This is a genomic window from Lysobacter luteus, assembly GCF_907164845.1.
In the GTDB taxonomy this organism is placed as follows: domain Bacteria; phylum Pseudomonadota; class Gammaproteobacteria; order Xanthomonadales; family Xanthomonadaceae; genus Novilysobacter; species Novilysobacter luteus.
In genome coordinates this window covers 2,057,019-2,081,672 of the sequence record NZ_OU015430.1, presented here as the reverse complement: position 1 = coordinate 2,081,672, position 24,654 = coordinate 2,057,019, and the positions used below count along the sequence as shown (strand labels likewise).

27 protein-coding genes are annotated in these 24,654 nt (G+C 69.4%); 23 read left to right on the top strand and 4 right to left on the bottom strand.

Annotation, left to right across the window (positions count from 1 at the left end; all coding sequences use genetic code 11):
• Positions 1-4 precede the first annotated feature (4 nt).
• Positions 5-1,912 carry a DNA topoisomerase IV subunit B gene (gene parE / locus KOD61_RS09760; protein WP_215218500.1) on the bottom strand — a complete coding sequence of 636 codons (1,908 nt, stop codon included), beginning with the start codon at positions 1,910-1,912 and terminating at the stop codon, positions 5-7.
• Positions 1,913-2,217: 305 nt separating this feature from the next.
• On the opposite strand from parE, the gene KOD61_RS09755 reads away from it, so the two are divergent.
• The 9 genes from KOD61_RS09755 to KOD61_RS09715 all read left to right on the top strand — a co-directional run bounded on the left by KOD61_RS09755 (position 2,218) and on the right by KOD61_RS09715 (position 9,480).
• The gene (locus KOD61_RS09755; RefSeq protein ID WP_215218499.1) at positions 2,218-2,514 is read left to right on the top strand and encodes a hypothetical protein; all 297 of its coding nucleotides are present in this window, start codon (positions 2,218-2,220) and stop codon (positions 2,512-2,514) included.
• Positions 2,515-2,686: 172 nt separating this feature from the next.
• Positions 2,687-4,354 (top strand): CTP synthase, encoded by a 1,668-nt coding sequence (locus KOD61_RS09750; protein WP_215218498.1) that lies wholly within the window; start codon positions 2,687-2,689, stop codon positions 4,352-4,354.
• Positions 4,351-5,184 carry a 3-deoxy-8-phosphooctulonate synthase gene (kdsA, locus tag KOD61_RS09745; protein WP_215218497.1) on the top strand — a complete coding sequence of 278 codons (834 nt, stop codon included), beginning with the start codon at positions 4,351-4,353 and terminating at the stop codon, positions 5,182-5,184. Before KOD61_RS09750 ends, kdsA begins: the two co-directional genes overlap by 4 nt.
• A 19-nt stretch (positions 5,185-5,203) precedes the next feature.
• Positions 5,204-6,490 carry a phosphopyruvate hydratase gene (gene eno, locus KOD61_RS09740; protein ID WP_215218496.1) on the top strand — a complete coding sequence of 429 codons (1,287 nt, stop codon included), beginning with the start codon at positions 5,204-5,206 and terminating at the stop codon, positions 6,488-6,490.
• Between the two features lie 52 nt (positions 6,491-6,542).
• Complete coding sequence (gene ftsB / locus KOD61_RS09735; protein ID WP_215220365.1) at positions 6,543-6,827, top strand: cell division protein FtsB; 285 nt, start codon at positions 6,543-6,545, stop codon at positions 6,825-6,827.
• A 5-nt stretch (positions 6,828-6,832) separates the two neighbouring features.
• Positions 6,833-7,540, top strand: a complete 708-nt coding sequence (ispD, locus tag KOD61_RS09730; RefSeq protein WP_215220364.1) for a 2-C-methyl-D-erythritol 4-phosphate cytidylyltransferase — start codon at positions 6,833-6,835, stop codon at positions 7,538-7,540.
• The gene (gene ispF, locus KOD61_RS09725) at positions 7,537-8,019 is read left to right on the top strand and encodes a 2-C-methyl-D-erythritol 2,4-cyclodiphosphate synthase (RefSeq protein ID WP_215218495.1); all 483 of its coding nucleotides are present in this window, start codon (positions 7,537-7,539) and stop codon (positions 8,017-8,019) included. Before ispD ends, ispF begins: the two co-directional genes overlap by 4 nt.
• Positions 8,012-9,097: a tRNA pseudouridine(13) synthase TruD gene (gene truD / locus KOD61_RS09720; protein WP_215218494.1), complete on the top strand. Its 1,086-nt coding sequence runs from the start codon at positions 8,012-8,014 to the stop codon at positions 9,095-9,097. Before ispF ends, truD begins: the two co-directional genes overlap by 8 nt.
• Positions 9,098-9,252: 155 nt before the next feature.
• The gene (locus KOD61_RS09715) at positions 9,253-9,480 is read left to right on the top strand and encodes a hypothetical protein (protein WP_215218493.1); all 228 of its coding nucleotides are present in this window, start codon (positions 9,253-9,255) and stop codon (positions 9,478-9,480) included.
• Between the two features lie 6 nt (positions 9,481-9,486).
• Here the strand turns inward: KOD61_RS09715 and KOD61_RS09710 are convergent, their stop codons facing one another.
• Positions 9,487-10,044 (bottom strand): Smr/MutS family protein, encoded by a 558-nt coding sequence (locus tag KOD61_RS09710; RefSeq protein ID WP_215218492.1) that lies wholly within the window; start codon positions 10,042-10,044, stop codon positions 9,487-9,489.
• Positions 10,045-10,193: 149 nt separating this feature from the next.
• Between KOD61_RS09710 and surE the strand changes: the two genes are divergently transcribed.
• The 4 genes from surE to KOD61_RS09690 all read left to right on the top strand — a co-directional run bounded on the left by surE (position 10,194) and on the right by KOD61_RS09690 (position 13,224).
• Positions 10,194-11,003: a 5'/3'-nucleotidase SurE gene (gene surE / locus KOD61_RS09705; protein ID WP_215218491.1), complete on the top strand. Its 810-nt coding sequence runs from the start codon at positions 10,194-10,196 to the stop codon at positions 11,001-11,003.
• Positions 11,000-11,692 (top strand): protein-L-isoaspartate(D-aspartate) O-methyltransferase, encoded by a 693-nt coding sequence (locus KOD61_RS09700; protein WP_215218490.1) that lies wholly within the window; start codon positions 11,000-11,002, stop codon positions 11,690-11,692. The genes surE and KOD61_RS09700 overlap by 4 nt, the downstream gene beginning before the upstream one ends.
• Before the next feature lies 1 nt (position 11,693).
• Positions 11,694-12,356: an exopolysaccharide biosynthesis protein gene (locus KOD61_RS09695; protein ID WP_215218489.1), complete on the top strand. Its 663-nt coding sequence runs from the start codon at positions 11,694-11,696 to the stop codon at positions 12,354-12,356.
• 82 nt (positions 12,357-12,438) lie between these two features.
• On the top strand, positions 12,439-13,224 hold the full coding sequence (locus KOD61_RS09690; RefSeq protein WP_215218488.1) for a peptidoglycan DD-metalloendopeptidase family protein: 786 nt from the start codon (positions 12,439-12,441) through the stop codon (positions 13,222-13,224).
• Positions 13,225-13,229: 5 nt separating this feature from the next.
• Here the strand turns inward: KOD61_RS09690 and KOD61_RS09685 are convergent, their stop codons facing one another.
• Together KOD61_RS09685 and yhbY are read right to left on the bottom strand one after the other, a co-directional pair.
• The gene (locus tag KOD61_RS09685; protein WP_215218487.1) at positions 13,230-13,604 is read right to left on the bottom strand and encodes an Mth938-like domain-containing protein; all 375 of its coding nucleotides are present in this window, start codon (positions 13,602-13,604) and stop codon (positions 13,230-13,232) included.
• Positions 13,605-13,655: 51 nt separating this feature from the next.
• Positions 13,656-13,961: a ribosome assembly RNA-binding protein YhbY gene (gene yhbY, locus KOD61_RS09680; RefSeq protein WP_215218486.1), complete on the bottom strand. Its 306-nt coding sequence runs from the start codon at positions 13,959-13,961 to the stop codon at positions 13,656-13,658.
• A 70-nt stretch (positions 13,962-14,031) separates the two neighbouring features.
• Between yhbY and rlmE the strand changes: the two genes are divergently transcribed.
• The 10 genes from rlmE to KOD61_RS09630 all read left to right on the top strand — a co-directional run bounded on the left by rlmE (position 14,032) and on the right by KOD61_RS09630 (position 24,596).
• Complete coding sequence (gene rlmE / locus KOD61_RS09675; RefSeq protein ID WP_215218485.1) at positions 14,032-14,664, top strand: 23S rRNA (uridine(2552)-2'-O)-methyltransferase RlmE; 633 nt, start codon at positions 14,032-14,034, stop codon at positions 14,662-14,664.
• Positions 14,665-14,705: 41 nt separating this feature from the next.
• The gene (gene ftsH, locus KOD61_RS09670; RefSeq protein WP_215218484.1) at positions 14,706-16,610 is read left to right on the top strand and encodes an ATP-dependent zinc metalloprotease FtsH; all 1,905 of its coding nucleotides are present in this window, start codon (positions 14,706-14,708) and stop codon (positions 16,608-16,610) included.
• Positions 16,611-16,676: 66 nt separating this feature from the next.
• Positions 16,677-17,576 (top strand): dihydropteroate synthase, encoded by a 900-nt coding sequence (folP, locus tag KOD61_RS09665; protein ID WP_215218483.1) that lies wholly within the window; start codon positions 16,677-16,679, stop codon positions 17,574-17,576.
• A gap of 285 nt (positions 17,577-17,861) precedes the next feature.
• The gene (putP, locus tag KOD61_RS09660; RefSeq protein WP_215218482.1) at positions 17,862-19,370 is read left to right on the top strand and encodes a sodium/proline symporter PutP; all 1,509 of its coding nucleotides are present in this window, start codon (positions 17,862-17,864) and stop codon (positions 19,368-19,370) included.
• 39 nt (positions 19,371-19,409) lie between these two features.
• Positions 19,410-20,384, top strand: a complete 975-nt coding sequence (miaA, locus tag KOD61_RS09655; protein WP_215218481.1) for a tRNA (adenosine(37)-N6)-dimethylallyltransferase MiaA — start codon at positions 19,410-19,412, stop codon at positions 20,382-20,384.
• A gap of 162 nt (positions 20,385-20,546) precedes the next feature.
• A complete protein-coding gene (gene hfq, locus KOD61_RS09650) occupies positions 20,547-20,843 on the top strand; it encodes an RNA chaperone Hfq (protein ID WP_215218480.1) in 297 nt (98 codons plus the stop codon).
• A 96-nt stretch (positions 20,844-20,939) separates the two neighbouring features.
• Positions 20,940-22,301, top strand: a complete 1,362-nt coding sequence (gene hflX / locus KOD61_RS09645; RefSeq protein ID WP_215218479.1) for a ribosome rescue GTPase HflX — start codon at positions 20,940-20,942, stop codon at positions 22,299-22,301.
• A gap of 131 nt (positions 22,302-22,432) precedes the next feature.
• The gene (gene hflK / locus KOD61_RS09640; protein ID WP_215218478.1) at positions 22,433-23,548 is read left to right on the top strand and encodes an FtsH protease activity modulator HflK; all 1,116 of its coding nucleotides are present in this window, start codon (positions 22,433-22,435) and stop codon (positions 23,546-23,548) included.
• Complete coding sequence (hflC, locus tag KOD61_RS09635; RefSeq protein WP_215218477.1) at positions 23,545-24,408, top strand: protease modulator HflC; 864 nt, start codon at positions 23,545-23,547, stop codon at positions 24,406-24,408. Before hflK ends, hflC begins: the two co-directional genes overlap by 4 nt.
• Positions 24,405-24,596 (top strand): DUF2065 domain-containing protein, encoded by a 192-nt coding sequence (locus tag KOD61_RS09630; protein ID WP_215218476.1) that lies wholly within the window; start codon positions 24,405-24,407, stop codon positions 24,594-24,596. The genes hflC and KOD61_RS09630 overlap by 4 nt, the downstream gene beginning before the upstream one ends.
• Positions 24,597-24,654 lie beyond the last annotated feature (58 nt).

Here is a 24,654-nt window from a genome sequence, read left to right as displayed (position 1 = left end):
GGGGTCAGACCTCCAGCGTCGCCAGGTCGCCCTTGTTCTCCAGCCACGCCTTGCGGTCACCGGCGCGCTTCTTGGCCAGCAGCATGTCCATCAGCGAATGCGTCGCTTCGGCGTCGTCGACAGTCAGCTGGACCAGCCGGCGGGTGTCGGGGTGGATGGTCGACTCGCGCAGCTGCGAGGGGTTCATCTCGCCCAGGCCCTTGAAGCGGGTGACATTGACCGCGCCGGCCGCGCCCTTCTTTTTCTCGGCCTTTTCGCGTTCGATCTTCTCGAGCAGGATCCGCTTCTCCTCCTCGTCCAGGGCGTAGAACACCTGCTTGCCCAGATCGACGCGGAACAGCGGCGGCATTGCCACGAACACGTGGCCGGCAGCGACCAGCGCCGGGAAGTGCTGGAGGAACAGCGCGGTCAGCAGGGTGGCGATGTGCAGGCCGTCGGAGTCGGCGTCGGCCAGGATGATCACCTTGCCGTAGCGCAGGCCGGTGATGTCGTCCTTGCCGGGGTCGCAGCCGATGGCGACGGCCAGGTCGTGCACTTCCTGCGAGCCCAGCACGCTGCCGGAGGCCACTTCCCAGGTGTTGAGGATCTTGCCGCGCAGCGGGAGGATCGCCTGGAAGTCCTTGTCGCGCGCCTGCCGCGCGCTGCCGCCGGCGGAGTCGCCCTCCACCAGGAACAGCTCGGTGCGCGACAGGTCCTGGCTGGTGCAGTCGGCCAGCTTGCCGGGCAGGGCGGGACCCTGGGTGACCTTCTTGCGGGTGATCTGTTTTTCGGTCTTCAGCCGGGCGCTGGCGCGCTCGATCGCGAGCTGGGCGATCCGCTCGCCGAGCTCTACGTGCTGGTTGAGCCACAGGCTGAAAGCGTCGTGCGCGGCGCCCTCGACCATGCCCGCGGCCTGGCGCGAACTGAGCCGCTCCTTGGTCTGGCCGGAGAACTGCGGGTCGGTCATCTTCAGCGACAACACGAACGCGACCCGGTCCCACACATCCTCGGGCGCCAGTTTGACGCCACGCGGCAGCAGGTTGCGGAAGTCGCAGAACTCGCGCAGCGCATCGGTGAAGCCGGTGCGCAGGCCATTGACGTGGGTGCCGTGCTGGGCGGTCGGGATCAGGTTGACGTAGCTCTCCTGCACCAGTTCGCCGTCGGGCACCCAGGCCACGGCCCAGTCGACCACCTCGGTGTCCTTCTGCAGGTGGCCGACGAACAACTCCGGCGGCAGCAGTTCGGCCTCCGCCAGCTCGCCGCGCAGGTAGTCGCGCAGGCCGTCCTCGTAATGCCATTCCAGCTTTTCGTCGCCGGCGACGTCGTGCAGCCGGACGGTCAGGCCGGGGCAGAGCACGGCCTTGGCGCGCAGCAGGTGCTTGAGCGAGCGCAGGTTGAACTTGGGGGTGTCGAAGTACTTCGGGTCGGGCCAGAAGCGCAGGCGGGTGCCGGTGTTCTTCCTGCCGACGCTCCCCACCACCTCCAGCTCGGAGCTGCGGTCCCCGTCCCGGAACTCCATCCGGTACTCGTTGCCGTCCCGCTTGATGAAAAGCTCGACCCGGGTAGACAGCGCGTTGACCACGCTGACGCCGACGCCGTGCAGCCCGCCGGAGAAGGTGTAGTTCTTGCCGCTGAACTTACCGCCCGCGTGCAGCCGGGTCAGGATCAGCTCGACACCGGGGATGCCCTCCTCGGGGTGGATGTCGACCGGCATGCCGCGGCCGTCATCGGACACCTCGCAGCTGCCGTCGGCATGCAGGGTCACCTCGATCACCTTCGCGTGGCCGCCCAGCGCCTCGTCCACCGAGTTGTCGATGACCTCCTGCGCCAGGTGGTTGGGGCGGGTGGTGTCGGTGTACATGCCGGGCCGACGCTTGACCGGGTCCAACCCGGACAGGACTTCGATATCGGCGGCGTTGTAGCGGGTATTCATCTGGGCGTACGGCACGGCGCGGCGGAGCGGCGAGGATGAAGACGGGGCGGGGGACGGTCAAGCGAAGTCGCGCGCGGTTCGCGCGACCGGCACGTATCCGCGTCAAGCGGGCGGCCAACGTTAATTTCCCGTTCGTTCAGGCTGGAGCGAGGAACCGGCGGCTAGGGTCGGGCCGTCGTCGAGGTACCCCCTGTTCCCCGGCGGCATGCGACTGCGCGGATTCTCCCCCGGATCCCGCCGCCGCGTTCCCGGGCCCCCGCCCGGGCGCTTCACCCATTTTCCAAAGATCTCAGGAGAGACATCGCATGAATATTCGCAAGCTGATGCTGCCGGCCGTGATTGCCGGTCTGATCGCCGCTCCGGCCGCGTTCGCCCAGTCGGCCGACGTCAATGCCCAGGCCGAGGTGGATGCGCAGGCCCAGGTCGAGCAGGCCGAGGTCGAGCAGGCCGCCACCACCGCCGGCGACGTTGTCGGCGACGCTTCGGCGCTGGTCGACGAAGCGGCCGAGGCCACCGAGGCCGCTGCCGCGACCGACGTCGAGGCCGATGCCGCGGTCGAGGCCGAAGGCGAAGTGGAGCCGGAAGAGGACGACGGCTACTGAGCCATCGGACCGATCCACGTTCCAGAAAGACGCCCCGGTCCGCCGGGGCGTCTTTTTTCATGGGCGCGCGGCGGCGGTCGCCGATGCGGGACAGTGCGGCCCGGAATAGTCAAGCGGTCGCGGCCCGGCGCCCCAGCCGGTAAACTGCGGCTTTCCAGCGGCACAAAAATCCATGACTCCCCTGATCTTCGTCACTGGCGGCGTGGTGTCCTCGCTCGGCAAGGGCATCGCGGCAGCCTCGCTGGCGGCCATCCTCGAAGCGCGCGGCCTGCGCGTGACGATGATGAAGCTCGATCCGTACATCAACGTCGACCCGGGCACCATGAGCCCGTTCCAGCACGGCGAGGTGTACGTCACCGACGACGGCGCCGAGACCGACCTCGACCTTGGGCACTACGAGCGCTACGTCCGGACCCGCCTGAGCCGCAAGAACTCGGTCACCACCGGCCGCATCTACGAGAACGTGATCCGCAAGGAGCGCCGCGGCGACTACCTTGGCGGCACCGTGCAGGTGATCCCGCACATCACCGACGAGATCAAGCGCTGCATCGTCGAGGCCACCCAGGGCTTCGACGTCGGCCTGGTCGAGATCGGCGGCACGGTGGGCGACATCGAGTCGCTGCCGTTCCTGGAGGCCATCCGCCAGCTGCGCACCGAGCGCGGGCCGGACAAGGCGCTGTTCATGCACCTCACCCTGGTGCCGTGGATCGCCGCCGCCGGCGAGCTCAAGACCAAGCCGACCCAGCATTCGGTCAAGGAGCTGCGCTCGATCGGCATCCAGCCCGACATCCTGCTGTGCCGCTCCGAGCAGCCGCTGCCCGACAGCGAGCGCCGCAAGATCGCGTTGTTCACCAACGTCTCCGAGCGCGCGGTCATCTCCGCCGTCGACCTGGACAACATCTACCGGATGCCGCAGCGCTTCCACGAGCAGGGGCTGGACGACCTGATCATCGACCGCCTGCGCCTGCCGGCCGGCCCGGCCGACCTGGCCGAGTGGGACGCGGTGCTGGACGCCAGCGAGCACCCGGTCGACGAGGTCACCATCGGCGTGGTCGGCAAGTACGTCGACCACCAGGACGCCTACAAGTCGGTGGCCGAGGCCCTCAAGCACGGCGGCCTGCGCCAGCGCACCCGGGTCAACCTGAAGTGGCTGGAGTCGAGCGACATCGAGAAGGTTGGCGCCGAGGAGGCACTGGCCGGCGTCGACGGCATCCTGGTGCCGGGCGGTTTCGGCGACCGCGGCTTCGAAGGCAAGGTCGACAGCGCCCGCCACGCGCGCGAGCACGGCATCCCGTACTTCGGCATCTGCTACGGCATGCAGGCGGCGGTGGTGGACTACGCCCGCAACGTCGCTGGCCTGGAAGGCGCAAACAGCACCGAGAACGACAAGGCCAGCCCGCACCCGGTGATCGGCCTGATCACCGAGTGGCGCACCGCCACCGGTGACGTCGAGCGCCGCAACGAGGAGAGCGACCTGGGCGGGACGATGCGGCTCGGCCTGCAGGACCAGCGCATCAAGCCCGGCACGCTGGCGCACGCGATGTACGGCAAGGACGTCGTCGGCGAGCGCCATCGCCACCGCTACGAGTTCAACAACCGCTACCGCACCCAGCTCGAGGACGCGGGGCTGGTGATCAGCGCCAAGTCGATGGACGACCTGCTGGTCGAGATGATCGAACTGCCGCGCGACCGCCACCCGTGGTTCCTGGCCTGCCAGGCCCACCCGGAGTTCCTGTCGACCCCGCGCGACGGCCACCCGCTGTTCGTCGGTTTCATCCGCGCCGCCCGCGAGCACAAGGCGCAGGCCGGCGGACGGCTGCTCAAGGAGGCACACGCATGAAACTCTGCGGATTCGAGATCGGCCTCGACCGGCCCTTCTTCCTGATCGCCGGCCCGTGCGTGATCGAGTCGATGCAGTTGCAGCTCGACACCGCCGGCACGCTCAAGGAAATCACCGGCGAGCTCGGGATTCCCTTCATCTTCAAGTCCAGTTTCGACAAGGCCAACCGCACCTCGGTGTCTGGCTTCCGTGGCCCCGGCCTGGAGGAAGGGCTGAAGGTGCTGTCGGAGGTGAAGAAGCAGCTCGGCGTGCCGGTGCTGACCGACGTCCACGAGTACACCCCGATGGACGAGGTCGCCTCGGTGGTCGATGTCCTGCAGACCCCCGCATTCCTGTGCCGCCAGACCGACTTCATCCAGAAGGTCGCCGGCGCCGGCAAGCCGGTCAACATCAAGAAAGGCCAGTTCCTGTCGCCGTGGGAGATGAAGCACGTCGCCGACAAGGCGCTGGCCACCGGCAACCGCGACATCATGGTCTGCGAGCGCGGCGCCAGCTTCGGCTACAACAACCTGGTCAGCGACATGCGCTCGCTGGCGGTGATGCGCGACACCGGCTGCCCGGTGGTGTTCGACGCGACCCATTCGGTGCAGCTGCCCGGCGGCGCCGGCGGCAAGAGCGGCGGCCAGCGCGAGTTCGTGCCGGTGCTGTCGCGCGCGGCGATGGCGGTCGGCATTTCCGGCATCTTCATGGAAACCCACCCCAAGCCGGAAGAAGCGCTGTCCGACGGCCCCAACGCCTGGCCGCTGCCGAAGATGCGCGCGCTGCTGGAGACGTTGATGGCCATCGACGAAGTGACCAAGCGCAACGGCTTCCTCGAATCCCAATCCTGAGACCTGCAAAGAACCCGACATGACGACCATCGCCAAAGTCCACGCCCGCGAAATCCTCGACAGCCGCGGCAACCCGACCCTGGAGGCCGAGGTCACCCTCGCCGACGGCAGCTTCGGCCGCGCGATGGTGCCGTCTGGCGCGTCCACCGGTTCCAAGGAGGCGGTTGAACTGCGGGATGGCGACAAGACCCGCTACCTCGGCAAGGGCGTGCGGACGGCGGTCGACAACGTCAACACCACCATCGCCCAGGCGATCGGCGGAATGGACGCGGCCGACCAGGCCGGCATCGACAAGCGCCTGATCGACCTGGACGGAACCGAGAACAAGGGGCGGCTCGGCGCCAATGCGCTGCTCGGCGTGTCGATGGCCAACGCCCACGCGGTCGCCGCGTCGTTGAAGCTGCCGCTGTGGAAGCACCTCGCCGGTGACCGTACCCCGGTGTTGCCGGTGCCGATGATGAACATCATCAATGGCGGTGCGCACGCCGACAACAACGTCGACCTGCAGGAGTTCATGATCCTGCCGACCGGGTTCGAGACCTTCTCCGATAGCCTGCGCGCCGGCACCGAGGTGTTCCACGCGCTCAAGTCGGTGCTCAAGGGCCGTGGCCTGTCGACCGCGGTCGGCGACGAGGGCGGTTTCGCCCCCGACCTGCGCAGCAACGAGGAAGCGCTGGAAACCATCCTCGAGGCGATCGGCAAGGCCGGTTACCACGCCGGCGAGGACATCCTCCTCGGGCTGGACGTGGCCAGCAGCGAGTTCTACGAGAACGGCAAGTACAACCTCACCGGCGAGGGCAAGCGCCTGACCAGCGAGCAGTTCGCCGACTTCCTCGGCAACTGGTGCGCGCAGTACCCGATCGTCACCATCGAGGACGGCATGGACGAGGGCGACTGGGACGGCTGGAAGCTGTTGACCGCCAAGCTCGGCAACAAGGTGCAACTGGTCGGCGACGACCTGTTCGTGACCAACCCGCGCATCTTCCAGCAGGGCATCGACCAGCAGGTCGCCAACGCCATCCTGATCAAGGTCAACCAGATCGGCACCCTGACCGAAACGCTGGAGGCCATCGCGATGGCCGACCGCGCCGGCTACGCGGCGGTGGTCTCGCACCGCTCCGGCGAAACCGAGGACACCACCATCGCCGACATCGCCGTGGCCACCACCGCGACCCAGATCAAGACCGGCTCCCTGTGCCGCAGCGACCGCGTGGCCAAGTACAACCAGCTGCTGCGCATCGAGGAGCAGCTGGGCAAGGCCGCCCGCTACGCCGGCCGCGACGCGTTCGTCTCGCTGAAGCGCTGACACGGCCGTGCCGCGTCGCTGGCTCGGCGTGTTGCTGGTACTGCTGGCCGCCATGCTGGTGCTGCTGCAGTACCGGCTGTGGCTGGGCGAGGGTGGCCGCCGGTCGGTGGCCGCACTCGAGCAGCGGGTTGCCGAGCAGGCGCATGAGAACGACGGGCTCAAGCAGCGCAACGACGCGCTGGCTGCCGAAGTCGAGGACCTCAAGTCGGGCGAGGCGGCCGTCGAGGAACGTGCCCGCAGCGAACTGGGGATGATCAAGCCGGGCGAGACGTTCTACCGCGTGGTCGAACCCGAGGACGCGACGCCGGCCGGTCCCGACGGCGACGCCGCCCCGTGACCGCCGTGCGCACGTCGCCGGCGGGCGCATGGGCGGTGGTCCCGGCGGCCGGACGCGGCACCCGGTTCGGCGGCGAGCTGCCCAAGCAATACCTCACGATCAATGGCAAACCGCTGATCGAACATGCCCTGCGCGCGCTGCTGTCGCACCCGGGCGTGGCGGGCGCGGTGGTCGCGCTAGCCCCGGATGACACGCACTGGCCGGGCTGGACCGAGGTGGAAGGCAAGCCGGTGATCCGCTGCGTCGGGGGCACCGAGCGTGCCGATTCCGTCCTCGCCGCGCTGCACGCGCTATCCGACGATGCCCACGACGACACGCTGGTACTGGTGCACGACGCGGCCCGTCCCAACCTCTGGCACCGGGACATCACCCGTCTGCTGGATTCCGCCGGGGACAACGACGGCGCGATCCTCGCCGCGCCGGTCCGCGACACCCTCAAGCGCGCCGGCGACGGCGGCCGCATCGAGTGCACCGAGTCCCGCGAGCGCCTCTGGCGCGCATTGACGCCGCAGGCCTTCCGGCGCTGCGCGCTGCGCGACGCCCTTGAACACGCTGCGCGCGACGGCATCGCGGTCACCGACGAGGCGATGGCGATGGAGCGCACAGGCGCCCGCCCGCGGCTGGTGGAAGGACGTGAGGACAACCTCAAGGTCACCACGCCGGCGGATCTCGCGCTGGCCGAATTCCTGCTTGCAAGACGAGTGCATCCATGAACATCCGTATCGGCCAGGGCTACGACGTCCATGCATTCGGCGATGGCGACCACGTCGTGCTCGGCGGCGTGCGCATCCCGCACGGGCGCGGCGTGCTAGCGCACTCCGACGGCGACGTGGTGATCCATGCGCTGTGCGACGCGATCCTGGGTGCGCTGGCGCTGGGGGACATCGGCCGGCACTTCCCGCCGTCCGATCCACAGTGGAAGGACGCCGACAGCCGCGCGTTCCTCCGCCACTGCACGGCCCTGGCGCGCGAGCGCGGCTGGAGGCTTGGAAACGCCGACGTCACCGTCATCTGCGAGCAGCCGAAGGTCGGGCCGCATGCCGCCGCGATGCGCGAAGCGCTGGCCGCCGACACCGGCGTCGCAGTGGACGCGATCAGCGTCAAGGCCACCACCAGCGAGAAGCTCGGTTTCACCGGGCGGGGCGAGGGCATCGCGGCGATGGCGGTGTGTCTGCTGGTCACCGATGAGTGACCTGCCGCCGCCGTCGGGCGGTAACAACAACGACGACGGCGCCGGCCGGCTCCCGCGCGCGTCGGGTCCGGCGGTGCTGGCGGCGCGCATCCGCGCCACTCCGGAAGATTTCCGCGTCGACGAGGTGCCGGGGTTCGAACCGAGCGGCAGCGGCGAGCACCTGCTGCTGGATGTCGAGAAGCGCGGCATGAATACCGCGTTCGCGGCCCGGCATATCGCCGCATGGGCCGGCGTTCCGGAAAGTGCGATCGGGTACGCCGGGTTGAAGGACCGCCACGCGGTGACCCGCCAGCGTTTCAGCGTGCACCTGCCGAAACGGTCGGCGCCGGAGCTGGCCACGCTCGAGCGCGACGAAGCCGGCGAGCACCTGCGCGTGCTGGGCCATGCCTGGCATTCGCGCAAGCTGCCGCGTGGCGCGCTCGCGGGTAACCGGTTCGTGCTGGTGCTGCGCGAGCTGCAGGGCGACCGTGCGGCGATCGACCGCCGGCTCGAAGTGATCGCTACGCGTGGCGTGCCCAACTACTTCGGCGAGCAGCGCTTCGGCCGCGGCGGCGACAACCTCACCCACGCACTGGCGATGTTCGCCGGTCGCCGTGTCGGTCGCGAGCAGCGCGGCATGTTGCTGTCGGCCGCCCGCTCGGAAATGTTCAACCGCGTGCTGGCCGCCCGCGTGCAGTCAGGCGACTGGGACACCGGCATGGCCGAGGGCGAAGTCTGGATGCTCGACGGCAGCCGCAGCGTGTTCGGACCCGAGCCGCTCGACGAAGCTCTGGCGGCCCGCGTTGCCGCTTTCGACATCCATCCGACCGGCCCGCTGTGGGGTCGCGGCGACCTGCGCTGCACCGGCCCGGTGGCTGCGCTGGAACAGGCAACCCTGGCCGACGGGACGGCGATGCGCGTGCGCGAAGGCCTCGAAAAGGCCGGCCTGAAACAGGAGCGCCGCGCGTTGCGCCTGCGCCCAGCAGACCTGTCGTGGGACTGGCTGTCGCCGGATGCCCTGCGGCTCGAGTTCACCCTGCCGGCCGGCACCTACGCCACGGTGGTGCTGGCGGAACTCGGCGAGATCCGCGTGCCCTGACCCGCACCGGCTGGTGGCACACGCCCACTGCCGTTCGTCGGAAAACGGTCAACCGACACTGGCGCGCTCCGTGCGGCGGCGTATATCTGGCCGTGCCCGGTCGCACCGGGCCCCGGGAACCGGTCCCGGTTCCGGGCTAGTCACAGGAGACGGTCATGAAGGCGATATCCAGAATCGCGGTGATCTCCGTGGCGGTGGCGGGCCTCGCGGCCTGCGCCAGCATGGATGACAGGGGCGCCACCCTGTCGCCGGAAACCTCACCCATCGGTCCCGACAAGGCCTACATGTCGCGCGTCGAGAAGATCGCGTCGCGGCGGGGCATCGAGGTCATGTGGGTCAACCCGCCGGTCAAGCACGAAACGCTGGTCGCCAGCGGCGATTGAGCCACCTCAGCGCCGTTTCGGCGGCGCCAGCAGGACCACCACCGCACCCGTCCCGCCCTGGGCCGGGGGCGCGGAGTGGAACGCCAGCACGCTCGCGCGCTGGCGCAGCATCCGGTCGACCATGTTCTTGAGAATCGGCGCGCCGCTGCTGCCGACGTCCGCATCCCCGCGGCCACCCTTGCCGTGGATGATGCGCACGCATCCCAGACCGTGGCGCTGTGCGTCCGACAGGAAGGCCCGCAGCAGCGCCTCCGCGGTGCGCGCGTCGCTCCCGTGCAGGTCCAGCTCCTCCTGCGCCGAAATCTCCCCCCGGCGCAGGCGACGGTAGACCGAGTCGGGCAGGCCGTCCTGCCACGCCAGTACGTCGCCCGCCGCGGCCAGGTGTTCATCGAGCGCGAGCCTGAACTCGTCGCGCGCCGCCGTCTCGTCGCGTTCGGCCATCCGTGCGCGCGCTCGCGGTCGCGCGGGCATCGGCGGCGGGGGGCTCTCGGGCAACTTGCGCACGGGACCGATCGCGTCCCGGAACAGTGCTGCGTCGTCGTCCTCGTCGCGTGGGTCGCTCATGGCCGGATCCGCTCGATCATGGGCCAAGCGTGGCCTGCGCGCGTGCGGCGCGCAAGCATCCGCGGGGGCCGGCCGCGCCCGGGCTGGGCTATCATGGCCCGGCCTCGCGGCACGCCGCGAACGTCCGACGAAACGCCCCAAGGGAGTCCATGCAAGTACTGGTCAGCAACGATGACGGCGTCGACGCGCCGGGCATCCGGGCCCTCGCCGAAGGCCTCCGAGCCGCAGGCCACGACGTGCTGACGGTCGCACCAGACCGTGACCGTTCGGGCGCCAGCAACTCCCTGACCCTGGACATGCCGGTGCGGGTGGTGCGCCAGGACGCGTGCACGTGGCGCGTCTTCGGCACGCCCACAGACTGCGTCCATGTCGCCATCACCGGGATGCTGGAAGACGAGCCCGATATCGTCGTGTCCGGCATCAACAACACCGCCAACCTGGGTGACGACGTGATCTATTCCGGCACGGTGGCCGCCGCGATGGAGGGCCGTTTCCTCGGCCTGCCGTCGGTGGCGGTCTCGCTGGCGACGGCGAACCATGTCGGCCGGCACTACGACACCGCGGCGCGAGCCGCGGCCGAGATCATCGCCCGCTTGCGCGTCGATCCGCTGCCAGCCGACACCATGCTCAACGTCAACGTGCCCGACCTGCCGTGGGACGAGATCGCAGGGTTCGAGGTCACGCGCCTGGGCAACCGCCACCGCGCCGAACCCTGCGTGCCGCAGGAGGACCCGCGTGGCCGCCAGTGGTGGTGGATCGGTGCGGCCGGTCCCGAGCAGGACGCCGGCCCCGGCACCGACTTCCACGCCGTCCGCACGCGCCACATCTCGATCACCCCGATCCAGGTCGACCTCACCCGCTACCAGGCGCTCGAGCAGGTCGCCGGCTGGGTCGACGGGCTGATCGCCTCGCTCGAGCACGCCGCACCGGCGTCGGCCGCCGCGGGGGATATGCGATGAGCCTGCGCATGCGCCTGCAGCCCGAGGCGATCGGTTCGGGCATGACTTCCCAGCGGGTGCGCGACCGCCTGGTCGACCGCCTGCGTGGAGGCGCCGCCGGAGGCGAGGCGATCAGCGACGAGCGCGTGCTCAACGCGATCCGCACCGTGCCGCGCCACCTGTTCGTCGATGAGGCGCTGGCGACGCGCGCCTACGAGGACACGGCCCTGCCCATCGGTCACGGCCAGACCATCTCGCAGCCGTGGGTGGTGGCCCGCATGACCGAGGTGCTGATGCAGGCCTCCCCGCAGAAGGTGCTGGAGATCGGCACCGGCTCCGGTTACCAGGCTGCCATCCTGGCCGCGCTCGGGCTGGAGGTGCACACCGTCGAGCGCATCGGCGAACTGCTGCGCACCGCCCGCAAGCGGTTCCGCCAGCTGGGCATGAACATCCGTAGCAAGCACGACGACGGCCGCATCGGCTGGCCCGAGAACGGCCCGTTCGACGCGATCATCGTGACCGCTGCGGCGCCGGCACTGGTCGACGCGCTGGGTGAGCAGCTCGCGCCCGAGGGCGTGCTGGTCGCGCCGGTCGGCGGAGCCACGTCGCAGTCGCTGCTGGTGCTGCACAAGGCGGCCGACGGCACGCTGTCCCAGCGCATGCTCGGGCCGGTGGTGTTCGTGCCGCTGCTGTCGGGCATGGTCGACTGACGTGGCGTCCGGGCGGACAGCCAACCAGGCGCCACGCGGCGACGCCGGCGCCCCGCTGGGCGAGCAGCTCGCCTCGATCATCGATTCGCTGCCGCCGGACCGCCTGACCCTCGGCGAGCTTCTGGACGTGTTCGGCGACGAAGGGCTGCTGCTGCTCACCATGTTGCTGACGCTGGTGTTCCTGATCCCGGTGTCGATTCCCGGCGTAAGCACGGTGTTTGGCGCGGCAATCCTGCTGGTGGGTGTCAGCCGGGTGCTGGGCCGGCCGCTGTGGTTGCCCCGGCGCCTGCGCGAGAAGTCGCTGCCCGCCGACAAGTTGCGCCCGGCGCTCACTGGTGGACTCACCTGGGTCAACCGGCTCGAGCGGATCAGCCGGCCCCGCCGGTTGGGACTGTTCGTCGAAAGTCGCGCGGTCGACGTGGTCAACAACCTGGCCTTCATTGCGGCCGCGCTGCTGCTGATGGCGCCGTTCGGGTTCGTACCCTTCAGCAACACGCTGCCGGCGCTCGCGCTGCTGTTCTACGCGGTCGGCATGATCCAGCGCGACGGCGGGGCGATCCTGCTCGGTCACCTGTCCAACATCGGGACCGTGATCTACTTCGGTATCCTCATCGGTGGCGGAAGCGTGGCCGCGCGCGAGCTGTTCCAGCGGCTTTCCAGCTGAGCCGTTCAGCGCCGGTATGCGGCGCCGTGACATCGTGGCCACCACCCATGGGCCTGCCGACCTGGAGACACGACGAGAGCGCATGAGCACGACGACCCGTACCGACACCCATGGACTGATCATCGGAAAGGCGACGCGCCTGCTGGTCGTGGCACTCGCCACGCTGGTACTGGCGGCCTGCTCGAGCACGGTCACCCGCACGACCGGCTCGACCCCGAAGTACGGCGCGACCACGGTCGTCCAGCGCGGCGACACGCTCTATCGCATTGCCACCCAGAACGGCATCGCCGTGCGCGACCTGGCGGCGTGGAATGGACTTGCGCCGCCGTACACCATCTATCCGGGGCAGCGCCTGTCGCTGTTTCCCGGCAATGGCCGCAGCGTCCCACCGAAGTCGACCGCGTCCACGCCCACGCGTACTGGCACGCCCGCGCCGGGCAAGGGAACGTCGCGCGCTCCTTCCACGCCAACCCCGTCCGCCGCTCCCGTCAACAGCGGGGTGGCCTGGAAATGGCCGGTCGATGGCCAGTTGCTGAGCCGCTTCGAGGCCGGCGAGCCGACCAAGCAGGGCATCGACATTGCAGGCACCGGCGGCAGCCCGGTGCGGTCCGCCGGCGACGGCACGGTCGTGTATTCGGGTTCCGGGCTGGTGGGCTACGGCGAGCTGATCATCATCAAGCACAACGAGCAGTGGCTGTCGGCGTATGGCCACAACCGCACCCGCCTGGTGGCCGAGGGCGCGGTGGTCAAGGCCGGCCAGCAGATCGCCGAGCTGGGGCGCACCGGCGCCTCCCGCGACATGCTGCACTTCGAGATCCGTTACAACGGCAAGCCGGTCGATCCGCTGCTTTACCTGCCGCGCAAATAACGGCGTCAGCCGGGCAGGATGAACCCGGCGACGACCTTGCGGCCTTCGCTGGCCAGTACGTTGAACGTGCGGGCGGCGGCGGCGTTGGTCATCACTTCGATCCCGACCCCGCGGCGCAGGCCGGCCGCCATCGCGGCGGCGGGCGGGAACACCTGCCGCTCGCCGGTGCCCAGGAGCACGACGGCCGGCTCCATCGCCAGCAGGGGGTCGAGCGCTTCGGGCCCGAGCTTGGCGGCGTCGGCGACGTCCCAGTCCTCCAGCAGCCGGTCGGGAGCGATCACGAAGCTTCGTGCCAGCGTCCGGTCGTTGACCCGCGCCAGGGTGCCGTCGGCAGCGCGCAGGAAGAACTCGTGGTCGGGGTTTTCGAGCGTCAGTTGCATGGGAGAGGCGAGGGGTGGGGGACCTTCGCGCGTCGACCGGCGCGGTCGGGGTCAGGCCCGGGGCAGGACGATCTGGCGCTTTTCGGTGCTCTGCCGGTACAGCACCGCGGTGTGGCCGATGCGCTGCACCAGGGCGGCGCCGGCGCGCTGGGCCAGGTCCGCCATCATCGCGTCGCGGGCCTCGCGGTCGGCGGCGGCAACCTTGATCTTGATCAGCTCGTGGTGCTCCAGCGCCAGCTCGACCTCGGCCACGACGGCGTCGGTCAGGCCCTTGCCGCCGATCTGCAGCATGGCCTTCAGGTCGTGGGCCTGGCCGCGCAGGAAACGGGTCTGGGCGGCGGTCAGGACGGTCGGCATGTAGGCACGCAGGCAAGGAGAGACGGGGCCTGCAGGGTATCATGGAGGCCCCGTTCCGACCCGGCGCCCGATGGCCACCCGCAGCAAGAGCAGCCAGCGCTGGCTGAAAGAGCACCACTCCGACCCGTTCGTCAAAAAGGCGAGGGCGGAGGGCATGCGCTCGCGGGCGGTCTACAAGCTCGAGGAGCTGGTCGCCCGGGATCGCCTGCTCAAGTCCGGCATGGTCGTGGTCGATCTCGGCGCGGCCCCCGGCGGCTGGTCCCAGTGGGTGCGGCAGGAGCTCGGCGACAGCGGCCGGGTGGTGGCGCTGGACATCCTGGAGATGCCGCCACTGGCCGGGGTGGAGTTCCTTCATGGGGATTTCAGGGAGGATGCGGTCCTATCGCGTCTGGAGGCGAGCCTGGGCGGCAAGCCCGTGGACCTTGTACTGTCCGACATGGCCCCCAATAAGAGCGGTGTGGATGCGGTGGACATGCCGCGGGCGATGTACCTGTCCGAACTGGCGATGGATTTCGCCGATCGCCACCTCAAGGTCGACGGCGCGTTCCTGATCAAGCTGTTCCAGGGCGTGGGATTCGACGAGTACGTGAAGGAGCTGCGCCGTCGCTACGCGAAGGTGTCGATCCGCAAGCCGGCCGCGTCGCGCAAGCGCTCGCCGGAGGTCTACGCCCTGGCCCAGGGCAAACGCGCCGAGATCAAGTGACCCTTTCCCGAAATTTCCCCGAACCTGACGTGACCGACTGAATGAACGACTTGGCCAAGAATCTGATGCTCTGGGTGATCGTCGCCGTCGTGCTGATGGTGGTGTTCCAGGCATTCGGACCGCGCACGGCCGGTGGCGGCGTCGAGACGCTGGCCTACGACCAGTTCATCCAGCAGGTGCAGGCCGACCGGGTGGAGAGCGTCAAGATCGCCGAAGACCGCACCACCATCACCGGCGAGCGCAAGGACGGCAGCAGCTTCACCACCTTCAGCCCCGGCGACAAGGACCTGGTCAACGACCTGCTCGAGCACGACGTCGCGATCACGCAGACGCCGCCGGGCGGGCCGTCGTTCTGGTCGATCGTGCTCAACTTCCTGCCGATCATCCTGATCATCGCGTTCTGGATCTTCGTCATGCGGCAGATGCAGCAGGGCGGCAGCAAGGGCGCGATGAGCTTCGGCAAGTCGCGGGCCAAGATGCAGGGCGAGGACCAGGTCAAGGTGACCCTGGCCGATGTGGCCGGCTGCGACGAGGCCAAGGAGGAGGTCGGCGAGCTGGTGGAGTTCCTGCGCGATCCGGGCCGTTTCCAGAAGCTTGGCGGCAAGATCCCGCGTGGCGTACTGATGGTGGGGCCGCCGGGTACCGGCAAGACCCTGCTGGCGCGTGCCATCGCCGGCGAGGCAAAGGTGCCTTTCTTCAGCATTTCCGGTTCGGACTTCGTCGAGATGTTCGTCGGTGTCGGTGCGTCCCGCGTGCGCGACATGTTCGAGCAGGCCAAGAAGCACGCGCCGTGCATCATCTTCATCGACGAGATCGACGCGGTCGGCCGCCACCGTGGCGCCGGCCTGGGTGGTGGACACGACGAGCGCGAGCAGACCCTCAACCAGCTGCTGGTCGAGATGGACGGCTTCGAGGGTGGCGAGGGCGTGATCGTGATCGCCGCGACCAACCGCCCCGACGTGCTTGATCCCGCGCTGCTGCGCCCGGGCCGCTTCGACCGCCAGGTGGTGGTCGGCCTGCCCGACGTCAAGGGCCGCGAGCAGATCCTGCGCGTGCACATGCGCAAGGTGCCGCTGTCGGACGACGTCGAGCCGATGGTGGTCGCGCGCGGTACACCTGGCTTCAGCGGTGCCGACCTGGCCAACCTTGTCAACGAGGCCGCGCTGTTCGCCGCGCGCGAGAACGCCAAGGACGTGCGCATGGAGCACTTCGACAAGGCGCGCGACAAGATCCTGATGGGCGCCGAGCGCCGCTCGATGGCGATGAGCGAGGACGAGAAGAAGCTGACCGCCTACCACGAGGCCGGCCACGCCATCGTCGGCCGCGTCGTGCCCGAGCATGACCCGGTCTACAAGGTCACGATCATCCCCCGCGGCCGCGCGCTCGGTGTGACCATGTACCTGCCCGAGGGCGACAAGTACAGCTACAACCGCACCGCGATCGAGTCGCAGCTGTGCTCCCTGTATGGCGGCCGCGTCGCCGAGGAGCTGATCTTCGGCAACGACAAGGTCACCACCGGCGCGTCCAACGACATCGAGCGGGCGACCAAGATGGCCCGCAACATGGTCACCAAGTGGGGTCTGAGCGACGAGATGGGTCCGATCGCCTACAGCGAGGAGGACGACGAGGTGTTCCTCGGCCGTTCGGTCACCCAGCACAAGAGCGTGTCCGACGACACCGCGCGCAAGATCGACGAGGTCGTGCGCGGCATCCTGGACAAGGCCTACCAGCGCACCACCACCATCCTCAAGGAGCACCTCGACAAGCTCCACGTGATGGCCGATGCGCTGCTGCAGTACGAGACCATCGACGCCCACCAGATCGACGACATCATGGCCGGGCGCACGCCGGGGCCGCCGGCCGACTGGGGCAAGTCGGGCAAGTCGCCCAAGGACGACAGCGCCCACCCGCCGGGCGCGGTGATCGGACCGGCCGCGCAGACCTGATCCGCCTTGCCGGGGGATGACGAAAAGGCCAGAGTTCGCTCTGGCCTTTTCCGTTTGGCGTCCCGCATGTTCCAGACCGCACCCGTGCTCGACTGCAACGGCCGCGAGCTCGTGCTCGACCGGCCCCGCGTGATGGGCATCGTCAACGTCACCCCCGACTCGTTCTCCGACGGTGGCGCGCACGACACCGCAGACGCGGCGTTCGCCCACGCGCTGCGCTTGCTGGAGGAAGGCGCCGACATCCTCGACATCGGCGGCGAGTCGACCCGACCCGGCGCCGACGAAGTGCCGCTCGAGGAAGAACTGCGACGCGTGGTGCCGTTGATCGAACGGCTGTCGCGCGAGACCTCCGCACCGATCAGCGTGGACACCTCCAAGCCGGAGGTGATGCGCGCCGCGGTCGGTGCCGGCGCGGGCATGCTCAACGACGTCTACGGCCTGCGCCGCGACGGTGCGCTGGACACGGCCGCCGCGCTCGGCATGCCGGTGGTACTGATGCACATGCTCGGCGAACCGCGATCGATGCAGCAGGCGCCGCGCTACGACGACGTGGTTGGCGAAGTGCACCGGTTCCTGGCCGAACGCATCTTCGCGGCCGAGATGGCCGGCATCGCCAAGAAGCGCATCGTGATCGATCCGGGCTTCGGGTTCGGCAAGGACACCACCCACAACCTCGCACTGCTCGCGCAACTCGAGCGCTTCGGCGACCTCGGGGTGCCGGTGCTGGCCGGGCTGTCGCGCAAGCGCACCATCGGAGAGCTCACCGGACGCGACATTCCCCGCGAGCGCGTGCATGGCTCCGTCGCCGCGCACCTGATCGCGGCGCAGCGCGGTGCACGGCTGCTGCGGGTGCACGATGTCGCCGCCACTGTCGACGCGCTGAAGGTGTGGAACGCGGTCGCGTCCCAGCCGCAGCCGCGGCAATCGTCGGCTTCCTCCGCCTTCCTTTGGCCGGACGACGAGTAGCGCGTCACGTGCGCGTCCTCGCTGCAGGCGCTGGACAGAAAATGGTCAGAGCGACCGGGGCCGTTGCCCCGTGGTCGTTTCAGGCAGTTGTCCACAGCTTCGTACGTGCGCTTGTCCACAGCCGCTGTGCATAAGCGCGATGAATGCGCCGGTCAGGTTGGCGGGCTGAAAGTGCCCCCGCATCTGCGTTAGGCTGGCCCATTCGCGCGTCGCCGGGCATGGCGTCGCCCATTCGCGTGCGCCGCGTCGCGGTGCCCACAAGCATGACCGGGGGAGCCTGTTGCAATGACAGCCAGCACACCGTTACTCGTCACCTTCTCGATCTATCTCGCCGTCGTGATCCTGATCGGGTTCATCGCCTGGCGCTCGACCAAGGACTTCGACGACTACATCCTCGGCGGCCGCTCGCTCGGGCCGTGGGTGGTGGCGCTGGCCGCAGGCGCTTCGGACATGAGCGGCTGGCTGCTGATGGGACTGCCGGGGGCCATGTACCTCGGTGGCGTGTCCGAGAGCTGGATCGCGATCGGCCTGATCCTAGGCGCATACGCCAACTGGCGCTGGGTCGCCGGGCCGCTGCGCATCTACACCGAGCGCGCCGGTGACGCGCTGACCATCCCGGACTATTTCACCAACCGCTTCGCCGACCACGATCGCCTGCTGCGGGTGCTGTCGGCGATCGTGATCCTCGTGTTCTTCGCGGTGTACTGCGCCTCCGGCGTGGTGGCCGGCGCGCGGCTTTTCGAAAGCGTGTTCGGCCTGCCGTACGAGCAGGCGCTGTGGTGGGGCGCGGCCGCCACCATCCTCTACACCCTGGTCGGCGGCTTCCTGGCGGTCAGCTGGACCGACACCCTCCAGGCGGGCCTGATGTTCTTCGCGCTGTTGCTGGCGCCGAGCATCATCATGATGAACAACGGGGGGTTCGAGGCGACCGTCGACGTGGTCCGCAACTTCGATGCCACTCGTCTCGACTGGTTCGATGGCGGCACGCTCGGCATGGTCGGCGTGGTGTCCGCGCTGGCCTGGGGCCTGGGCTACTTCGGCCAGCCGCACATCCTTGCGCGCTTCATGGCCGCCGACAGCGTCGCCACCATTCCGCCGGCGCGCCGGATCGGCATGACCTGGATGATCCTGTGCCTGGTCGGTTCGCTCGGCGTGGGCTTCTTCGGCATCGCTTACTTCGCCAACCACCCGGAAGCGGCGGGTCCGGTGGACGCCAACTCCGAGCGCGTGTTCATCGAGCTGGCGAGCCTGCTGTTCAACCCGTGGGTGGCCGGCGTGCTGCTGTCGGCGATCCTCGCCGCGGTAATGAGCACGCTGTCGTGCCAGTTGCTGGTGTGCTCGAGCGTGATGACCGAGGACTTCTACCACGGCTTCGTACGCAAGCACGCGAGCCAGAAGGAGCTGGTCTGGGCGGGCCGTGCATCGGTCGCGCTGATCGCATTGGTGGCGCTGTGGCTGGCACGTGACCCCGACAGCAAGGTGCTGGGACTGGTCAGCTACGCGTGGGCCGGCTTCGGCGCCGCGTTCGGGCCGGTGGTGATCCTGTCGCTGTTCTGGCAGCGCATGACGCGCAACGGTGCGCTCGCCGGCATCGTCGTCGGTGCCGGCACCGTGATCGCGTGGAAGCTGATCGCGGTCGACCGGATGGGTTCGGGTCTGTACGAAATGGTGCCGGGCTTCATCGCCGCGACCATCGCGGTCGTGCTGGTCAGCCGCATGGGCCGGGAGCCGCCGCAGGAGATCCAGGTCACCCACCAGCAGGTGCGCGCCTCGTTGCGCGAAACCGGTTACTGACCGGACGCGCACACCATGGCGAACGCCGGCGGGCCGGCCATGCACCAATCCGGTCCGTCGGCACGCCGTCCGCTGGCAATCGCGCTCATGGGCCCGACCGCGTCGGGTAAGACCGCGCTCGCGCTCGACTGGGCCGAGCGCCTCGGGGGTGAGATCGTCAGCGTCGACTCCGCGCTGGTGTACCGCGGGCTCGACATCGGCGCGGCCAAGCCCACCGGGGTTGAACTGGCGCGGGTGCCGCACCACCTGATCGACATCCGCGAGCCGTGGCAGCCGTACTCGGCCGCGGAATTCGCCACCGATGCCCGCCGCGCGCTGGAGGACATCGCCGCGCGCGGCCGCATTCCGATCTTCGCTGGCGGCACCGGGCTGTATTTCCACGCTCTGCTGAACGGCCTGTCGTCGATGCCTGGTGCCGACCCGGCGACCCGGGCGAACATCGCGGAGGAGGCTTCGGAACGCGGCTGGGACGCGCTGCACGCCGAGCTGGGCTCGATCGACCCGGAAGCGGCATTCCGCATCCACGCTACCGACGCGCAGCGCATCCAGCGTGCGCTGGAGGTCCATCGCCTGTCGGGCCGCACCATCACCGACTGGCGCCGGGAACCGCCGCCGCCACGCCTGTCGTTCCACGTCCTCAAGCTCGTGCTGGCACCGCACGACCGCGCGGTGCTGCACGAGCGCATCGCGCGCCGCTTCGACGCCATGCTGGAGGCGGGCTTCCTCGATGAGGTACGCCGCCTGCGCGCACTGCCGCAGTTGCAGGCGCACCCGGCGCCGCTGGAGCTGCCGGCGGTGCGTGCGGTCGGTTACCGCCAGGCCTGGGAGCACCTTGATGGCGGGACCGATGCGGCAGGCTTCCGCGACCGCGCGATCTTCGCCACCCGGCAACTGGCCAAGCGCCAGTTCACCTGGCTGCGCGGCGAGCTGGACGCGCGCTGGTTCGACCCGCTGACCGAACGCGACCGGCTCGAGCAGGCACTGGCCCTGTTCCTGCCGCAAAGCCCCGCCTGACCCACCCGCGTCACGGTTCCCGCGATCCACCCGCCCGGGCGGTATCCCCCCGCCACGGTTGCGCTACCATCGGCCCATTGCCGTCGTGGGGACAACGGTCGGCGATGCGTCCACCGGGGGTGGGCGCCCATAACTAGAACCTAAAAAGTCGGGGGAATACGAATGTCCAAGGGGCAATCCTTGCAGGATCCTTTCCTGAACGCGCTGCGCCGCGAACGCGTGCCGGTGTCGGTGTACCTGGTCAATGGCATCAAGTTGCAGGGCACCATCGAGTCGTTTGACCAGTTTGTCGTGTTGCTGCGCAACACCGTCAGCCAGATGGTCTACAAGCATGCCATCTCCACCGTGGTGCCGGCGCGCAACGTCCGGGTCGGCCCGGGTGGCGGCTACGTGCATTCGGGCGAAGGCGGCAATGGCAACGGCAACGGCCACGCCGACGAGCCGCACGAGGACGAGTGAGCTCTCCGGTCGGGGCGGATCGTTTCCGGTGGGCTTGTTTTCAGGCCCGGCGCAACCATCTCCTGAGCAATCCGCCCCCGCCCAGAGACGCCCTCATTGTTTGAACGTTCCCGCAAGGGTGAACACGCCCTGCTGATCCAGCCCCACGCCGGCGGCCCGCCGGACGAAGGTTTGCTGGAGGAATTCGCCGACCTGGCGCGCTCGGCCGGCGCCACGGTCGCCGGCGTGGTGACCGCCCGCATCGACCGCCCCAACGCCGCGATGCTGATCGGCAGCGGCAAGCTGGAAGAGGTCAAGGCCGCGGCCGAGGCCAGCGGCGCCGACCTCATCCTGGTCAACCATCCCCTCGGCCCCGGCCAGGAGCGCAACCTCGAGCGCGCGCTGCAGCGCCGCGTGGTCGACCGCACCGGCCTGATCCTCGACATCTTCGCCCTGCGCGCGCACAGCCACGAGGGCAAGCTGCAGGTCGAGCTCGCCCAGTTGCGCCACATGGCCACCCGGCTGGTGCGTGGCTGGACCCACCTTGAGCGGCAGCGCGGCGGTTCGATCGGCCTGCGCGGCCCCGGTGAGACCCAGCTGGAAACCGACCGCCGCCTGCTGCAGAAGCGGCTCGAGCAGTTGCAGAAGCGGCTCGACAAGGTCCAGGTGCAGCGCACCCAGCAGCGCCGTGCGCGCATGCGCAGCGAGCTGCCGCGGGTCGCCCTGGTCGGCTACACCAACGCCGGCAAGTCGACGCTGTTCAACGCGCTGACCGGCGCCGGCGCGTACGCGGCCGACCAGCTGTTCGCCACGCTCGACCCGACCGTGCGCCGGATCGAGCTGCCCGGCGGCGGCGTGGTCCTGGCCGACACCGTCGGCTTCGTCCGCGACCTGCCGCATGAACTGGTCGCCGCCTTCCGCTCGACCCTTTCGGAGGCACGCGAGGCCGACCTGTTGCTGCACGTCGTCGACGCCGCCGACCCGCTGCGCGACGAGCGCATACGCCAGGTCGACGAGGTCCTGCGCGACATCGGCGCGGGCGACCTGCCGCAGGTGCTGGTGTTCAACAAGATCGACCGGCTGGGCGAGGACGGCGGTGACGGAGAAGCCACCCGCCCGCAGCCTCGTATCGATCGCCCGGGCGAGGGCCACCTCCGCGCCTGGGTGTCCGCGCGCGAGGGCGAGGGCATGGACCTGCTGCGTGCCGCCATCGGCGAGGCGCTGGAGCTGCGCCACGTGACCGGTACCGTCGAGCTGCCGCCGCGCGCCGGACGGTTGCGTGCACGCCTGCACGAACTGGGCGCCGTCCGGGCCGAACAGTCCGGGGAGGGAGGCTGGCAACTGCAGGTCGATCTGGCGGAGGCGGATGCCCTGCGCCTGTACGCCCAGCCCCATGGCGACCTGTTGCGACCGCTGCTGGACGAGGAAGCGCTTGCGCGCGCCAACCCGGACGCGGGTTACGGATCCGGCTTCGCTTGAGGCCGTCCGCCCCCCCACCTAGAATCACCGATCGCCTGCGCAACCAGTGCACGGGCGGTCGACGTACCCGCCACGATCGCATGCACCGGCCGGTCGCCGCGCGCGTCGCATCCACCTTCTGAGGAGCAGGCATGGCCTGGAACACCCCTGGCAGTGACAAATCCGGCGGCGGCCGGCCACCGCGGCGACGTCCCGGCGGCAACAACCCGCTGGACGCCGTCCTGGACCAGTTGCGCGGCCTGTTCGGCGGCAGCGGTGGCAGTGGCGCCGGCATCGGCCGCTGGGTGCTGCTGGTGGTCGGGCTGTGGCTGGTGTTCAACTGCTTCGTGCTGATCACCGAGCAGCAGCGCGGCGTGGTGCTGCGCTTCGGCGAGGTCGCCCGCGTGTTGCAGCCCGGCCCGCACTTCAAGCTGCCGTGGCCGATCGAGACCGTCACCAAGGTCAACGCCACCGCCATCAAGACCTTCAGCACCAACGTGCCGGTGCTGACGCGCGACGAGAACATCGTGCAGGTCGACATCAACGTGCAGTACCGCGTCAGCGATCCGCAGCAGTACCTGTTCGGTACCCGCGATGCCGACGTGATGCTGCAGCAGGCCGCGCTGAGCACCGTGCGCGAGCAGGTGGGCCGCTCGACCCTGGACACCGTGCTGGGCGCCCGCAACGCGCTGGCCGTGTCCTCGCGCGAGCAACTGCAGGCCTCGCTCGACGCCTACCGCACCGGCCTCGTCGTGACCGAGATGAACCTCCCCAACGCGCGTCCGCCGGAAGAGGTCAAGCCGGCGTTCGACGACGTCAACAGCGCCCAGCAGGACAAGGACCGCCTGATCAGCGAGGCCCAGGCCTACGCCGCCCAGGTGGTGCCCGAGGCGCGCGGCCAGGCCAACCGCGTGCGCGCGGTCGCCGAAGGCTACAAGGCGACCTCGGTCGCGGCGGCGGAAGGTAATGCCGACCGCTTCTCGATGCTGGTGGAGGAGTACCGCCAGGCACCGGAGGTCACCCGCAAGCGGCTGTGGCTGGAGACCGTCGAGCAGGTGCTCGAGGGCACCCGCAAGGTGGTTGGCGGCGATTCGCGCCAGCTGATCTACGTGCCGATGGACAACGCCGGCGGACAGGGCAGCAGCCAGGCCCCGATGCTGACCCCGGACACGCTCGCGCCGGAGGTCACCAGCACCCCGTCGACCGACAGTGGCAACACCCGCACGGGGCGCAACCCGCGCACCGGCCGTGAGGAGGTGATCCGATGAAATACTCCGCATGGGTGGCCATTGGTGTGGCCGTGCTGCTGGCGCTGATGGGTTCGACCTACGTGGTCCGCGAGGGCCAGGTGGCGATGGTGCTCAACCTCGGTCGCGTGGCACGCACCGGCATCGACCCCGGCCTGCACTTCAAGTGGCCGTTGGTGGAAACCGCGATGGTGTTCGACCAGCGCCTGCAGGTGCTGGACGCCGAGCCGGAGCGCTACCTGACCTCCGAGCGCAAGGACGTCAGCGTCGACTTCTTCGCGGTCGGCATGATCGAGGACGAGCGCGCCTTCTATCGCGCCACCGGCGGCGACGAGAGCATCGCGATCGCCCGCCTGGCGCCGATCATCAAGGACTCGCTGCGCAACGAGATCAACGCCCGCACGCTGACCGAGATCGTCTCGGGCAACCGGGCCGACATCATCGAGAGCCAGCTGGCGTCGATCAACAAGGGCGCCGAGACCGTCGGCGTGCAGATCATCGACCTGCGCATCAAGCAGATCGACCTGCCGACCGACAGCCAGGTCATCACCGACGTGTACCGCCGCATGCGTGCCCAGCGCCACGAGGTCGCCAGCCGCCTGCGCGCGGAAGGTGCCGAGCAGGCGCAGACCGTGCGCGCCGAGGCCGACAAGCAGCGGGCAGTGATCCTGGCCGAGGCCGAGCGTGACGCCCAGCGCCTGCGCGGCGAAGGTGATGCCGAGGCCACCTCGATCTACGCCGAGGCGGCGCAGAAGGACGCTGGCTTCTACACCTTCCAGCGCAGCCTGGAGGCGTACCGCAAGTCGTTCCAGGACGGCAATGGCGTGATCGTGCTCGATCGTGACGACGCCTTCCTGCAATACCTCGGCAACGACCGTTGAGCGAGCTGTGGGCGGCGCTGTGCCTGGTGGCGGTGATCGAGGGCCTGTTCCTGTTCGCCGCCCCCGGCGCCTGGAAGCGCGCCGCCGCCCAGCTGCTGGCGCTGGATGACCGGCAGCTGAGGGTTTTCGGCGGCGTCATCCTGGCTATCGGGGTCGGCACGCTGTGGCTGGTCCGCCGGATGGCCTGACCGGGCACCGCGACACTGGCCCCCGGAGGGCGAAACCCGGATAATGCACAAAAGCCGG